We start from the raw sequence: 14386 nt of genomic DNA on the forward strand, positions 1-14386 counted from the left end.
GTAAACTTTTATTTGTGTAAAGCGAAATCTATCCCCAAAAATAAGGCTTATTCCTTGAAACCGAAAGCATTTGTTTTTTATTGAAATCAACTGCTTTTGGGAGGACATCGTGATTTTTCGCCGCGTCTATTTTTTTATGTTTTTACTTCGTGTTATGTACAATTCTCGAAGGAAGATCTTATGGGACGATTTTAACGTGCTATATGATCTTTTTTTGTATCGAAAAAGTTTCGCAATCGAGTGCTTTAATAATCTGCTTGTTATTACTGCAAAATGAAGTTACATTTGGTTTCCTGGACTAAATTGCTTAATTACATTATGTTAAGAAACTCTGTTATTTTTTCAACGATTCTAGCCTCATTGCTGTCGCTGGACACTACTGTTGCGATAGGGCAAACGATTACGCCATCTATCGACGGTTTCCAGTATGGAGCTGCAGCGGCTCCAAAAGGGAATGAATGGGAATCGCCTCAATTATTATCACTTAATAAGGAGTTGCCACATGCTTCGTTCTTCTCCTTTCAAAACGTAGAAAGTGCGCGAAAAGTACTTCCCGAGCATAGTAACTATTGGCTTTCGCTCAATGGATCCTGGAAGTTTAACTGGGTAAAGACTCCGGAAGAGCGGCCAAAGGACTTTTATGATCCTAGTTATAATGTTGGTGCCTGGGAATCTGTTCCGGTCCCGATGAGCTGGAATATTTATGGTATACAGAAGGATGGAAGCCTAAAATATGGTGTACCTATTTACACGAACCAACGTGTGATCTTTCATCATCAAGTGAAGGTCGATGATTGGCGCGGTGGAGTCATGCGAACACCAGCCCAAGATTGGACAACTAATGTCTACCGTAATGAAGTGGGATCGTACCGACGCAATTTTACCGTACCTACTGATTGGGACGGTCGTGAAGTATTTATCAATTTTGATGGTGTAGACTCCTTTTTCTACCTGTGGATAAATGGCAAATATGTCGGATTTTCAAAAAATTCAAGAAACGTCGCATCTTTCAATATCTCACCTTACTTAAAAAAGGGGGCTGAAAATGTGTTGGCAGTTGAAGTTTACCGCAGTTCGGACGCTTCCTTTTTGGAAGATCAGGATATGTTTAGATTGCCCGGAATATTTCGGGATGTTTCGCTGACTTCAACGCCAAAAGTTCAGATTCGCGATCTAGCGGCTATTCCAGACTTGGACAGCAAGTACGAAAATGGTTCGTTGAAAATTACGAGTACTGTACGCAATCTAGGGAATAAGAAAGCTGAAGGGTATAAAGTTGTTTATTCACTTTATAAAAATAAGCTATACAGTGACGAGAATACCCTTGTCGACCAGACAGAAGCCTCTTCTGCTGTGCCAACCCTGGATGGTCAAGTTTCTAATAGCATCACAGCAACGTTGAATGTCAAAAATCCAGATAAATGGTCTGCCGAATTACCTTATCGGTATACTTTGGTGGCTGAACTGAAGGATAAAAAGAACAAAACGATAGAGACTATTTCTACCTACGTTGGATTTAGAAAGGTTGAGATTAAAGACACCAAGGCTTCGGATGATGAATTTGGCTTGGCCGGACGTTATTACTATGTCAATGGCAAGACGGTGAAACTCAAAGGTGTCAACCGTCATGAGACCAATCCTGAACATGGTAAGGTAGTGACCAGAGAACAGATGGAAGCTGAGGTGAAATTGATGAAACGGGCGAACATCAACCATGTCCGGAATTCGCACTATCCAGAACCTGCTTATTGGTATTATTTATGCGATAAATATGGAATTTATCTCGAGGATGAAGCCAATATTGAGAGCCATGAATATTATTATGGCAAAGAGTCTCTTTCTCATGTTCCTGAATGGAAAAATGCCCATGTAGCCCGTAATATCGAGATGGTGCATTCGACCATCAACCATCCGGCAGTGGTTATTTGGTCTCTAGGAAACGAAGCCGGTCCGGGTGATAATTTCGTGGCCGCCTATCAGGCTATTAAAAAAATTGATACGTCACGACCTGTTCAATACGAGCGTAATAATACAATCGTTGATATGGGTTCCAACCAATATCCTTCGATAGACTGGGTAAGAGGAGCTGTAAAAGGTACCTACAAATTGAAATATCCATTTCATATTTCGGAATATTCACATTCCATGGGAAATGCTGTTGGTAACCTAATAGATTATTGGGAAGCCATCGAATCGACCAACTTTTTTATGGGCGGTGCCATCTGGGATTGGATTGATCAGGCCATGTATTATTATGATAAAAAGACCGGCGAACGCTTTCTTGCCTATGGTGGCGACTTTGGAGACAAACCCAATGATGGGACCTTTGTCAATAACGGGTTGATCTTTGCCAATATGAAACCTAAGCCACAATATTATGAGGTAAAGAAAGTGTATCAAAATGCGGGTGTAAAAGCTGTTGATATTCAACAAGGGAAAATTGAACTTTTCAATAAAAATTATTTTAAAGATCTATCCGATTATCAGGTGCAATGGTCGCTATATAAAAATGGGATAGAGGTGAAAAATAGCGGGGGTACAATCAGTGCGACAGATTTACCCGAGGCGCGCCAACGCAAGCAACTTGTATTGCCGATAAATTATGCGCAGTTGGATGCGGGATCGGAGTATTTTGTAAAAGTACAGTTTATTCTCAATACGGATCGACCTTGGGCAGCCAAAGGCTTTGTACAAATGGAGGAACAACTGTTTGTCAAAGCGGCCGAAAATAAACCGTTGATTTCATCTGTTGCACAAGGGGAGGCTCCGTTGCTTTCCAAAGAAGGTGATTTGCAGGTGGTAAAGGGAGATCAGTTTATCGTTAAGTTTGACAATAAAACTGGCTCGATATATAATCTAACGTATGCCGGTAAACAAATTATCCGCGATGGTGAAGGTCCTAAATTGGATGCGTTACGTGCTCCGGTTGACAACGACAACTGGGCTTACCAACAATGGTTTGAAAAAGGATTACATAACCTGAAACATAAGGTTTTGTCTTCAAACAGCTATACCAAGAAGGATGGAACAGTTGTATTGGCGTTTACAATTGAGTCACAAGCACCTTATGGCGCATCACTGTTAGGTGGAACTTCTGGAACGTATACCCTTAAAGAACATACGGATAAGCCTTTTGGTAAGGATGATTTTAAATTTACAAGCAATCAGATCTGGACAATCTATAAGGATGGCTCTATTGAATTGTCGTCAAGTATTACATCCAATAATGCGAGTGTCGTATTAGCTCGATTGGGCTATTCTTTGCAATTACCGACCGAGTTTGGCAATTATAGTTACTACGGACGTGGACCGATCAACAATTATGCTGACCGGAAGACTGCTCAATTTATTGAATTGCATAAAAGTACTGTAAAAGACCAGTTTGTGCCATGGCCTAATCCGCAAAATATGAGCAACAATGAAGAGGTACGCTGGACAGCATTAACCAACAATAATGGTCAAGGAGCTATCTTTGTTGCAAAAAATCATTTAGCAACTTCCGTTTTGGAATATAGTGAGCTCGAACTGACATTTGCGCCACACCCTTATCAATTGCCAAAAAGTTCAGGTGTACATCTGCATCTAGATGCTGCGGTAACAGGATTGGGCGGTAACAGCTGTGGACAAGGTCCGCCGTTGGAGAAAGACCGTGTGAAAGCAGTGCCAACGTCTATGGGCTTTATTATCCGTCCGATTCAGAACAATGATATGATGGAGAAGGCTCAGGTAGCGACTGCCGGTGATGCGCCAATTTCTTTGGCAAGAAGTTCAAATGGTGAAGTTTCTATTCAATCAGGAGATAAGAATGAGCCTGTGTTATACAGTTTGAACAACGCGAAAGCAAGTGTCTACAAGGCGCCTTTTGATTTACGCGCCGGCGGTACAGTGACGGCTTGGTATCAGCGTAACGAAAAATTAAAGGTAACACAGCAATACTCAAAAATCGAAACTATTCCAATGGAAGTTATTTTTGCTTCAAGTCAGGAGACTGGCGAAGGGGATGCTAAGAACCTACTGGATGGGGATCCTTCCTCGATTTGGCATACGATGTATTCGGTTACGGTAGCACAGTATCCACATTGGGTTGATTTCGATGCTGGAAGTAGCAAAACAATTAAAGGGTTCACTTTTCTACCAAGACAGGATGGGCCGAATGGTGATATTAAGGATTATAAGATTCAGGTGAGTAAAGATGGAAAGAACTGGGAAGATGTGATGTCCGGATCTTTTGAACGGAATAAAAAATTAAAAACTGTTCGATTCGAAAAGCCTGTGAAAGGGCGTTATATCCGTTTTACTGGACTTAACTCCCAACGTGGTGATGATTATGCGTCGGGAGCTGAATTTGCTGTTATAGCTGAGTAAATCGCGTTACATCGCATATTGAGCCAGCATCTGTTTGACAGATGCTGGCTTTTTTTGTTAGCGACCTATGCTATGTTTAAATAGCGATTGAAAGGAGTGATTGGTCGTCTAGCCTAAACAGGTAAGGTAAGGTAAGGTAAGGTAAGGTAAGGTAAGGTAAGGTAAGGTAAGGTAAGGTAAGGTAAGGTAAGGTAAGGTAAGGTAAGGTAAGGTAAGGTAAGGTAAGGTAAGGTAAGGTAAGGTAAGGTAAGGTAAGGTAAGGTAAGGTAAGGTAAGGTAAGGTAAGGTAAGGTAAGGTAAGGTAAGGTAAGGTAAGGTAAGGTAAGGTAAGGTAAGGTAAGGTAAGGTAGAATCTTGCGCGATAATTTTGCAAACATATTACAAAGAATGTTCACACACTTCTGTATTTTTAGGCCAGTTTAAACTGTGGCAATCTGAACAGTATGGAAATAAATAAACTTGATAATGCACCCTTTACGGCATATCAAAAACTTGTGGTGTTTTTATTGGCAATGACGCAATTTACGGTCGTGCTTGATTTTATGGTGATGTCACCGATGGGGGATATCCTGATGAAAGCCATAGATCTCAAACCGGCTCAATTTGGTATTGCGGTTTCAGCCTATGCCTTCAGTGCGGGTGCTTCGGGCTTACTTACCGCGGGTTTTGCCGATCGTTTTGATCGGAAGAAACTACTGTTGTTTTTCTATTCTGGCTTTATCATCGGAACATTCTGCTGTAGTTTTGCTAACGATTACTGGACGTTGGTTGCTGCACGAATAATCACGGGACTGTTTGGCGGTGTTATCGGATCGATTTCTATGGCTATTATTACCGATATCTTTACACTTCAACAGCGGGGACGTGTAATGGGCTTTGTGCAGATGGGCTTTGGCGCAAGTCAGGTTTTGGGTATTCCCATAGGACTATATATTGCAAACAATTGGGGCTGGCATAGTGCCTTCCTGTGGATTGCCGTGATGGCGTTGATTATTGTCGTTATTATTGCGGTCAAACTCATTCCTATTACAGCACATATAGGTCTTCAGAAACATCAATCCGCGTTAAAACATCTTTGGTTGACTTTCTCACAGCGAGAGTACCGGGTTGGATTTATGGCCACCGCCCTGCTTTCGATTGGGGGGTATATGATGATGCCGTTTGGAAGTGCTTTTGCTGTAAATAACCTTAAAGTAAGCCACGAACAGCTGCCGATGTTGTTTATGATATCGGGTATTGCTTCCTTGATTATTATGCCTATTGTAGGCAAATTGAGTGATCGTTACGATAAGTTTAAGATTTTTGCTTTCGCTTCCTTTTGGCTTATGGTCGTCGTATTTATCTACACGAATCTAGGTGTCACGCCATTTTATATCGTTGTTATCTTAAACATTTTTATGATGGCGGGCATTTTAAGTCGAATGACACCATCTTCGGCCTTGATCACTGCTGTTCCTGAGGTGAAAGATCGGGGGGCATTTATGAGTATCAGTTCTTCGTTGCAACAGCTGGCTGGTGGTGTGGCTGCTTCATTAGCAGGTGTAATCATTGTCCAAGAAAACAAAGAAAGTCCATTGGAACATTACCCTACCTTGGGGATGATTGTTATTCTGATTTCCGTTGTGGGTATTTTTATGATCTATCGGGTAAGCAATATGATCAAAAAGCGACGCGCTGATTCTTAAAACAAAATTGCTCATTTTGTTATTAGTCCTTAAAACGATGAATTGTTAAAGAGAGATGAAATTATGGAAAAAATAATGAGATATCCACATCCAAATGGGGAGATAACCGTTCTTTGGATACCTGAACGCTGTGCACATGCTGCAGTTTGTGTGAAGAGTCTGCCCAATGTTTATCATCCTAAAGATAAGCCCTGGATTACGGCCCAAAATGCGAGTACGGCTGAATTGATTGAACAGATCAAGCACTGCCCTTCGGGAGCTCTTCAGTACGAATTAAAAAAATAATAACTGTATTATTTTCAAATCAAAAAAAAAGCATCATTTAAATATAAATGATGCTTTTTTTGTTGGCGGTCTGGACGGGACTCGAACCCGCGACCCCATGCGTGACAGGCATGTATTCTAACCAGCTGAACTACCAGACCAACAATTGTGTTTTTAAAATTTTAGCGGTCTGGACGGGACTCGAACCCGCGACCCCATGCGTGACAGGCATGTATTCTAACCAGCTGAACTACCAGACCTAAAATCTTAAGGATTGTTTTTAATAATTTTTGGCGGTCTGGACGGGACTCGAACCCGCGACCCCATGCGTGACAGGCATGTATTCTAACCAGCTGAACTACCAGACCTAAAAATCTTAAAAACTTATTTTGTTAAAGAACGTATGAGATTTCTCTCTCTTTTGAAGCGGTCTGGACGGGACTCGAACCCGCGACCCCATGCGTGACAGGCATGTATTCTAACCAGCTGAACTACCAGACCTCAACCCTTCTCCTCAGAAGGTGTGCAAATATAGCGTTTGTTTACGTATCTGCAAAGATTTTTTGAAAAAAAACTAATCTACTTGACCTTCTTTCATCTTCTCTGCATTCTCTGCAAATTGCAATGCATCGATAATTCCCTGAATATCACCATCCATAATTGCCGGCAAGTTGTACATCGTCATTCCGATGCGGTGCTCCGTTACGCGACCTTGAGGGTAGTTATATGTACGAATTTTTGCCGAACGGTCTCCTGTAGACACCAAAGTTTTTCTTTTTGCAGCAATGTCGCCGTTCTTTTTGTTCAACTCAAGCTCGTAAAGTTTGTTACGCAACATCTCCATCGCTAACTCACGGTTGGCTAATTGGGAACGTTCTACCTGACAAACAACAACGATACCCGTCGGTTTATGCGTCAACTGTACCTTTGTTTCGACCTTGTTGACGTTCTGACCACCAGCACCACCCGAACGGGATGTCTGTAATTCAATATCACCAGGATTGATTTCAACATCGACATCTTCAGCTTCAGGAAGAACTGCAACAGATGCGGCAGAGGTATGTACACGACCTTGTGTCTCTGTGTCAGGAACACGTTGCACACGGTGAACGCCAGATTCGTATTTCAACTGACCATAAGCATCATCACCGATAACTTTTAAGATGACCTCTTTGTAACCACCGGAAGTTCCTTCAGTAACGTCCATTACTTCGTTGCGCCAGCCCTTGGTTTCGAAATAACGTGTATACATGCGGTAAAGATCACCAGCGAATAATGCTGCTTCATCACCACCTGTTCCACCACGAATCTCTATAATGGCATTTTTCGCATCCTCAGGATCTTTCGGAATAAGCATTAAACGTATTTCCTCTTCTTTTTCTTCCTTGGCTACATATAAAAGATCCAACTCCTCCTTGGCCATCTCGCGAAGTTCTTGATCCTTCTCGTTCATGATGATGTCCTTATTGGTGTCAATATTACTGACCATATTTCTGTAAATATGGTATTGGTCTACAATTTTGCCTAAATCTTTGTATTCTTTATTCAATTTGGCAAAACGTTTCATATCCTGCATGGTTTCAGGGTTGCTCAGTTCAGCTTCCACCTCTTCCCATCTTTCCTTTATCGCTTGTAATTTGTCTAACATATATCAAAAATGCTTCTTCTAGGAATGTATGACCTAGATTACTATTGAGTGTACAAAAGTAAGGAAATTTTGTTGCTTTTAAACAACCTAGCCTGCTATTAATGAGAGGAAACTGCTTTTAGTCCTACGATGGAAGCAATCAGCGTGAAAATAAAGAATATGCGCCAGAAATCTGCTGGCTCCTTAAAGAAGAAGATCCCCATTAAAACGGTACCTACGGCACCTATTCCGGTCCAAACAGCATAAGCTGTGCCCAAGGGAAGTGTCTGTGTGGCTTTGATCAATAAACCCATACTTGCAAATAAGAATACGACAAAAGCACCGTACCAGAGCCATTGCGCATTTCCAGTTGCATCTTTGGCTTTACCTAAGCAGGTCGTAAAGCCAATTTCACATAACCCACCCAATATTAAAAATACCCAGTTCATATCTTTTTTGATTTTTTGTTTCGATACAAATGTCCGGCTTTTGGGCGATAATAATTTTTACAAATGTTAAAAATTTGTATGAATATTTGCGCGAATCCGGCTTAAGGTAACCTGACTGACACCAAGATAGGAGGCAATGTAACCCAGTTTTATGCGTTGGATATATTGGGGGTACTTTTGAAGTAATTCAGCATAGCGCTCCTGGGCGGTATTAAAGAGTTTGGACATGGTTCGTTGTTCGGCCTTGATAAATTCAAGTTCAGCCATCTTTCTTCCCCAATTTGCAATGGCGATATCACTTTCATAGAGTTCAAATAGTTGTTTTTGGTCTATTTGATAAACAATACTGTCTTCGAGGACGTCAATGTTTTCATAGCCTGGGGTGCCGTGAACATAACTATTCATGGATATGAGTGTTCCACCGGGCGAAACAAAATCCAGGGTTATCTGACGGTTGGCCGTCTCGTAGTAAACGCGGGCTAACCCTGAAGCCAGAAAATAGATGTCTTTTTGAATTTTGTCCTGTTCGATCAACAGGCTATTTCTTTTCGCCGTGATTTTCTTACTGACCTGCTCCAATTTTGCAGCACTTTCAGGCGTTAGAAAGTGATAACCATTCAGGCAATCGGATAAAGAAATTAGGATTTGCTCGCCCATTTTTCCAAACGTAAAGTTTCACCATCCCATACGGCATAGGTATGGTAATTTATCCATTCTCCTAAATTCAGAATACGGCTATTGGAGTTCAGCTCAACATCATAGGGTAGATGTCTATGGCCAAAGATATAATAGTCGTGATGTTGGGTTGACTCCAGCTCCTTTGCATAACCAATTAACCACTCTTTGTCTTCGCCCAGAAATTTTTCGTCCTCATTATTCGAAAGCCTGCTATGTTTGGACCAACGTGTCGCGATTCCGATTCCTAGATTTGGATGTAATCGTGCAAATAACCATTGACAGAGACGGCTCCGAAATACTTTCTTGAGTATCTTGTATTTGTAATCTCCCGAACCTAAACCGTCGCCGTGGTGAATGTAAAAATGTTTTCCGTTAAGTTGTAACTCCAGCTCATTGTCGATGATCCGTACATTTAATTCCTTTTTGAGGTAATCAAACATCCACATATCGTGGTTGCCTTTAAATAAAGTAATGGGAATGCCAAGATCTGCAATTTCGGCTAATTTGCCCAAAAAGCGGATATAGCCTTTTGGGACAACAGTTGCGTATTCAAACCAGAAATCAAAGATATCGCCAACAAGATAGAGCTGTGCAGCATCCGTTTTGATCTGATCCAGCCACTGTATAATTTGCAGCTCCCTTTCCCGTGAACTTTCCAAGGGGTAAGATCCAAGATGAAAGTCGGAGGCAAAATAAATTTTTGTTCTTGTTGACATGTGGCCAAAACTAAAAAAAATGGAGGCGAATACAAAATTCGCCTCCACAATATATTTTGCTATGATTTAGATAATTCGGTGATCAGCGCTTTTAGATATTCCGTAGCATCGGGATCAATGCGCTTCAAAGACTGCTGAAGTTGATCCGGATAAGCACTTTTTATTGCCATGATTGAACTTGCAATAACCATATAGGATTTGTCGGCTACAGCATTCAGAATTAGACTTTTGTATTTTTTATCTTTTGTCTGTGCAAGCTTTTGAATCGCAGAGGCACGGATAACAGAGGCTTCGGACTTCTCTGCAAGTGCCAAGATGGTTTTTTCGGCCGACTTGCGGACCGCGGGATTGCTTAGATCGAGACCTTGAATCGCTGTTGCGGCGAGATCTGGATCGTTATCTTTCAAAGCTTTTGTTAAGATTTGCTGGCTGATGGTATTTGTCGGATTTTTTGAGGCATAAGCAATTGCACCGACGCGGTTGGCAAATGAAGGTGCATGCTCATATTGATATAAATAGTCGGCATCTGATTTATCGATTTGAATTTGACCCACGAGTGTTTTTTCGGGATCAATATCGATAAATTCAACAGCAGCAGGTAGCGGGATCATAAATTGGGCGTTCCGCCTGTTGAGTTGAAAGGTCTGTCTGATCTTCCCATTTTTGGTATAGATATCGACGGCCAAGGGAAGCTGGAATGTCTGTACTGTAGAATCTTGAATTTGGGCTACATTTAGCACGACACTGTTCTCTCCGTTTCTTGTTGTGACCTTCAAAATTGGATGCCCGCCTTGGTAATACCATTGATTGAAGTACGGAGCCCAGTCTTTACCGGTTACTTCTTCCATTGCTAGACGGAGCTGATGCGGTTCGCCAGTTTTAAAGGAATTGTCTGTCAAGTATTTTTTCAACGATTGATAGAACGCTTCATCCCCCATTTGTTCTTTGAGCGCGTAGAGAATCAATGAGCCTTTCGCATAGCTGATATTATCAAACATATCTTCTTTATCCTGATAATAATAACGGGCTAAAGTTGGGCTTTTCCCATTTTTAGTCGATTTTAGATAGGACTGGAGTTTTTCAAATCTGGATTTATCACCACGATCTTTACCGCCGTCGTGCTCACGCCAGATCACTTCGCCGAAAGTGGCAAAAGATTCGTTCATGGTCAAATTGGACCAGGATTCTGCTGTGACCAAATCACCAAACCACTGGTGAAATAGTTCATGCGCAATCGTTCCTTCCTGATTGTCGTCCAACAATTCGCGTTTCGTCTTTTGTACATGTTCGCCATGTAGTGTTGCACTTGTATTTTCCATGGCACCTGAGACATAATCGCGACAGACGATCTGCGCATATTTATTCCAAGGGTAAGGAACACCCAAAGTCCTGCTGTAAAATTCCATCATCGCTGGTGTCTTACCGAAGATATCTTTGGCATAGGGCGCATATTTCGGTTCAAGATAGTAGTCAACGGGAATATTGTTGTATTTGTCCTGATAGATTTTAAAATCACCAACGGCCATCATAAATAGGTATGGGGCATGTGGTAAATCCATTGTCCAGGTATCTGTACGGGTACCGTCATTATTTTTCTGTTGCTTACTCAATACACCATTCGATAGGCTGACATAGTTGTCAAGTACGGTCATGGAGATTTCGGCTGTCGTCTTTTGATTGGGACGATCGATGGTCGGAAACCATGCCGAAGAAGCTTCGGTTTCTCCTTGTGTCCATATCTGCCGTGGTTTATTTGGCGTACGTTCGTCAGGATTAATAAAATAAAGTCCTTTCGCATCGTTGATTGCAGCGCTTCCCTGTGCTTTCAATAGGTTTGGTTTTGCTGTATAATCTAAGTATACCGTGTATTTTTCATTTCCAAGATAATTGCGGTCCAGCTTGATCAGCAGGGAATTATTGTCATAGCTATACTTTAAAGGGACCAATTGTTGGCCATTGACTAGCGACACCTGTTTGATATCCATACCTTTTGCGTCGAGACGAAGGGAATCTGTTGGATAGAAATGGGGTTGTAACGTGATCCACTCTTTTCCATTTAGGAATTGATTATTATAGTCAAAACGAACATCCAGCTTGGTGTGGACCAGATTGTTGATCTTGGTAGGGGTGGCTCGATACTGTTGATCTATGGGAAGTTGTTGCGCTTCACTTACTCCAATTTGAAGAATGGAAATCGACAAAGTAAGATATATGACTTTTTTGAACATGATTTTAGTATTTTCAAGATTTAAATAAATCTAAAGAAATTTCGGTGGCTATAAAAATATGTCAAGAAGAAATATGTTTATGATGCTGGTGGGTAAGACTTTATTAACGCAGCTATCGAATCAGCTAGCTTGTTTTTAATAAGAGATCGATAAATTTGTTTATATTCAACTCAAATTGAATTTTCAGATGCTAAGTGAGTGAAACTTAGGTTGGTTGAAACAAGTATAAAATTTTTTATGATAAACAAAAATTTTGGTCTTATCCTAATGATGATAGGTATGACAGGTACGGCGACGACCGGTTACGGACAACGGTTAACATATCCGACGACAAATAAAGGAACAGTTGTGGATGAATTTTGGGGTGAAAAGGTTGCGGATCCTTATCGATGGTTAGAGGACGATCGGTCCGCTGAAACAAAAAGCTGGGTACAGGCAGAGAATAAAGTAACATTTGACTATTTGAATGCAATTCCATTCCGTACAAAACTGAAAGATCAATTAACCGAAATATGGAACTATGAAAAGATAGGAACTCCGTTTAAGGAAGGTGGATATACTTATTTTTTTAAGAATAACGGCTTACAGCAACATGCTGTACTTTATCGTAAACTGGGGGAAAAAGGCTCCGAAGAAGTTTTCCTGGATCCAAATACATTCTCGAAAGATGGATCAACTTCATTGGCCGATGTTTCGTTTTCAAAGGATGGCAGCTTAGTTGCCTATTCTATTTCTGAAGGAGGATCAGACTGGCGGAAAGTCATTGTATTGAATGCCAAGGATAAATCGCCTGTAGGTGAAACGCTAGTGGATGTCAAATTCTCTGGTATTGCATGGAAAGGAAATGATGGTTTTTATTACTCGAGTTACGATAAGCCAAAGGGATCTGAACTTTCTGAAAAAACAGACCAACATAAATTATACTACCATAAACTGAAGACATCGCAAGCTACAGATAAATTGATTTTTGGCGGCCCGGCAACACCGCGACGTTATGTAGGGGCTTCATTAACAGACGATCAACGTTACTTAATTATTTCTGCTGCAAATACGACAACAGGAAATGAACTTTATTATCAGGATCTCAATCAGCCGAATAGCAAGATTGTCTGCCTACAAGATCATTTTGATGCAAATACAGGTGTCGTTGACAATATTGGGGATAGTTTCTTATTGGAGACAAACTACAAGGCTGCCAATAACCGTTTGGTGAAAGTTGATTTGAAGAATCCCGCAAAGGAAAACTGGAAAGATGTTATTCCAGAGACTGAAAATGTACTTTCGATCAGTACAGGTGGAGGCTATCTTTTTGCAAACTATTTGAAAGATGCCGTTTCGGTTGTGATTCAATACGATTATACAGGTAAAAAGATTCGACAAATAGAATTGCCGGGTGTGGGTACGGCGAGTGGTTTTTCGGGTAAGAAAAAGGAAAAAGAAATCTATTTTGGTTTTTCAAATTACATTACGCCTTCTTCAAGTTATAAGTTTGACGTAAATTCTGGTCAGTCTACACTTTATATCAAACCTAAGGTGAAGTTTGATTCCGGTCAGTATGAATCGAAGCAGGTTTTCTACACATCCAAAGATGGTACTCAGGTACCGATGATTATTACGTACAAAAAGGGGATTGTCTTGAATGGGAAAAACCCGACGATTGTGTATGGGTATGGCGGTTTTAATATCAGCTTGACACCTGCTTTTAGTACTTCCGTTGCGGTTTGGTTGGCAAATGGTGGTGTTTATGCTGTTCCAAATTTGCGCGGCGGCGGTGAATATGGTCAGAAATGGCATGATGGCGGTAGACAGTTCAACAAATTGAATGTGTTTAACGATTTTATTGCCGCGGCGCATTATCTTCAGGAGAATGGTTATACATCACCCGAGTATACTGCTTTATCGGGGGGATCCAATGGTGGCTTGCTCGTTGGTGCAACAATGACAATAGATCCCAAGGTCGCCAAGGTCGCACTGCCTGAGGTTGGTGTTTTGGACATGTTGCGTTATCATACCTTCACAGCTGGTGGAGGTTGGTCCTATGATTATGGTACGGTTAGTGATAGCAAAGAAATGTTTGATTATCTGAAAGCCTATTCTCCGGTGCATAACGTGAAAACTGGCGTTTGTTACCCCGCAACGATGGTCTTTACCGGAGATCATGATGATCGGGTAGTACCGGCGCACTCCTACAAGTTTGCTTCCGAACTGCAGGCAAAGCAAGCGTGTGATAACCCCGTATTGATTCGTATTGAGACAAAAGCTGGCCACGGTGCGGGACGGTCAACAGAAGTTCTGATCAATAGTACCGTTGATAAATATGCTTTCGCACTCTGGAATATGGGGGTTAAAGAGTTAAAATAAGTAGGCAGTTTCT

The 14386-nt window shown here is 41.3% G+C and carries 10 protein-coding genes and 4 tRNA genes; 4 read left to right on the plus strand and 10 right to left on the minus strand.

Annotation, left to right across the window (positions count from 1 at the left end; genetic code table 11):
• The first annotated feature begins 318 nt into the window (after positions 1-318).
• Positions 319-4365 carry a glycoside hydrolase family 2 TIM barrel-domain containing protein gene (locus ACLCDV_RS03065; RefSeq protein WP_411972887.1) on the plus strand — a complete coding sequence of 1349 codons (4047 nt, stop codon included), beginning with the start codon at positions 319-321 and terminating at the stop codon, positions 4363-4365.
• Positions 4366-4478: 113 nt separating this feature from the next.
• Here the strand turns inward: ACLCDV_RS03065 and ACLCDV_RS03070 are convergent, their stop codons facing one another.
• A complete protein-coding gene (locus ACLCDV_RS03070) occupies positions 4479-4742 on the minus strand; it encodes a hypothetical protein (RefSeq protein ID WP_411972888.1) in 264 nt (87 codons plus the stop codon).
• A gap of 66 nt (positions 4743-4808) precedes the next feature.
• Here ACLCDV_RS03070 and ACLCDV_RS03075 point away from each other — a divergent pair, with 66 nt between their 5' ends.
• Both ACLCDV_RS03075 and ACLCDV_RS03080 read left to right on the plus strand, forming a co-directional pair.
• Positions 4809-6050, plus strand: coding sequence for an MFS transporter (locus ACLCDV_RS03075; protein WP_317668493.1), 1242 nt, complete (start codon positions 4809-4811; stop codon positions 6048-6050).
• A 63-nt stretch (positions 6051-6113) separates the two neighbouring features.
• On the plus strand, positions 6114-6335 hold the full coding sequence (locus ACLCDV_RS03080; protein ID WP_317668492.1) for a (4Fe-4S)-binding protein: 222 nt from the start codon (positions 6114-6116) through the stop codon (positions 6333-6335).
• Positions 6336-6398: 63 nt separating this feature from the next.
• On the opposite strand, the gene ACLCDV_RS03085 is transcribed toward ACLCDV_RS03080, so the two are convergent.
• From ACLCDV_RS03085 to ACLCDV_RS03125, 9 genes are all read right to left on the minus strand, one after another.
• Positions 6399-6475 (minus strand) — tRNA-Asp (locus ACLCDV_RS03085).
• Positions 6476-6500: 25 nt separating this feature from the next.
• A tRNA-Asp gene (locus ACLCDV_RS03090) sits at positions 6501-6574 on the minus strand.
• A gap of 31 nt (positions 6575-6605) precedes the next feature.
• Positions 6606-6682: transfer RNA gene (locus ACLCDV_RS03095), tRNA-Asp, on the minus strand.
• 59 nt (positions 6683-6741) lie between these two features.
• Positions 6742-6815: transfer RNA gene (locus ACLCDV_RS03100), tRNA-Asp, on the minus strand.
• Positions 6816-6888: 73 nt separating this feature from the next.
• Positions 6889-7962, minus strand: a complete 1074-nt coding sequence (gene prfA, locus ACLCDV_RS03105; RefSeq protein ID WP_293905354.1) for a peptide chain release factor 1 — start codon at positions 7960-7962, stop codon at positions 6889-6891.
• A gap of 98 nt (positions 7963-8060) precedes the next feature.
• A complete protein-coding gene (locus ACLCDV_RS03110; protein ID WP_317668491.1) occupies positions 8061-8390 on the minus strand; it encodes a multidrug efflux SMR transporter in 330 nt (109 codons plus the stop codon).
• A 66-nt stretch (positions 8391-8456) separates the two neighbouring features.
• A complete protein-coding gene (locus ACLCDV_RS03115) occupies positions 8457-9047 on the minus strand; it encodes a Crp/Fnr family transcriptional regulator (protein ID WP_317668490.1) in 591 nt (196 codons plus the stop codon).
• Positions 9029-9784: a UDP-2,3-diacylglucosamine diphosphatase gene (locus ACLCDV_RS03120; RefSeq protein WP_317668489.1), complete on the minus strand. Its 756-nt coding sequence runs from the start codon at positions 9782-9784 to the stop codon at positions 9029-9031. The genes ACLCDV_RS03115 and ACLCDV_RS03120 overlap by 19 nt, the downstream gene beginning before the upstream one ends.
• A gap of 59 nt (positions 9785-9843) precedes the next feature.
• A complete protein-coding gene (locus tag ACLCDV_RS03125; RefSeq protein ID WP_411972889.1) occupies positions 9844-12012 on the minus strand; it encodes a M1 family aminopeptidase in 2169 nt (722 codons plus the stop codon).
• Between the two features lie 237 nt (positions 12013-12249).
• On the opposite strand from ACLCDV_RS03125, the gene ACLCDV_RS03130 reads away from it, so the two are divergent.
• Positions 12250-14373, plus strand: coding sequence for a prolyl oligopeptidase family serine peptidase (locus ACLCDV_RS03130; RefSeq protein ID WP_411972890.1), 2124 nt, complete (start codon positions 12250-12252; stop codon positions 14371-14373).
• The last annotated feature ends 13 nt before the right edge of the window (positions 14374-14386 follow it).

Source organism: Sphingobacterium sp. Lzh-3, assembly GCF_046764375.1.
Taxonomy (GTDB): domain Bacteria; phylum Bacteroidota; class Bacteroidia; order Sphingobacteriales; family Sphingobacteriaceae; genus Sphingobacterium.

What these genes read in the sequence shown, in the direction of transcription:
- ACLCDV_RS03115 (WP_317668490.1), bottom strand. Translation starts at nt 9,047, where the DNA reads ATGGGCGAGCAAATCCTAATTTCTTTATCCGATTGCCTGAATGGTTAT.
- ACLCDV_RS03125 (WP_411972889.1), bottom strand. Translation starts at nt 12,012, where the DNA reads ATGTTCAAAAAAGTCATATATCTTACTTTGTCGATTTCCATTCTTCAA.
- ACLCDV_RS03130 (WP_411972890.1), top strand. Translation starts at nt 12,250, where the DNA reads ATGATAAACAAAAATTTTGGTCTTATCCTAATGATGATAGGTATGACA.
- ACLCDV_RS03110 (WP_317668491.1), bottom strand. Translation starts at nt 8,390, where the DNA reads ATGAACTGGGTATTTTTAATATTGGGTGGGTTATGTGAAATTGGCTTT.
- ACLCDV_RS03120 (WP_317668489.1), bottom strand. Translation starts at nt 9,784, where the DNA reads ATGTCAACAAGAACAAAAATTTATTTTGCCTCCGACTTTCATCTTGGA.
- ACLCDV_RS03070 (WP_411972888.1), bottom strand. Translation starts at nt 4,742, where the DNA reads ATGTTTGCAAAATTATCGCGCAAGATTCTACCTTACCTTACCTTACCT.
- ACLCDV_RS03080 (WP_317668492.1), top strand. Translation starts at nt 6,114, where the DNA reads ATGGAAAAAATAATGAGATATCCACATCCAAATGGGGAGATAACCGTT.
- ACLCDV_RS03065 (WP_411972887.1), top strand. Translation starts at nt 319, where the DNA reads ATGTTAAGAAACTCTGTTATTTTTTCAACGATTCTAGCCTCATTGCTG.
- prfA (WP_293905354.1), bottom strand. Translation starts at nt 7,962, where the DNA reads ATGTTAGACAAATTACAAGCGATAAAGGAAAGATGGGAAGAGGTGGAA.
- ACLCDV_RS03075 (WP_317668493.1), top strand. Translation starts at nt 4,809, where the DNA reads ATGGAAATAAATAAACTTGATAATGCACCCTTTACGGCATATCAAAAA.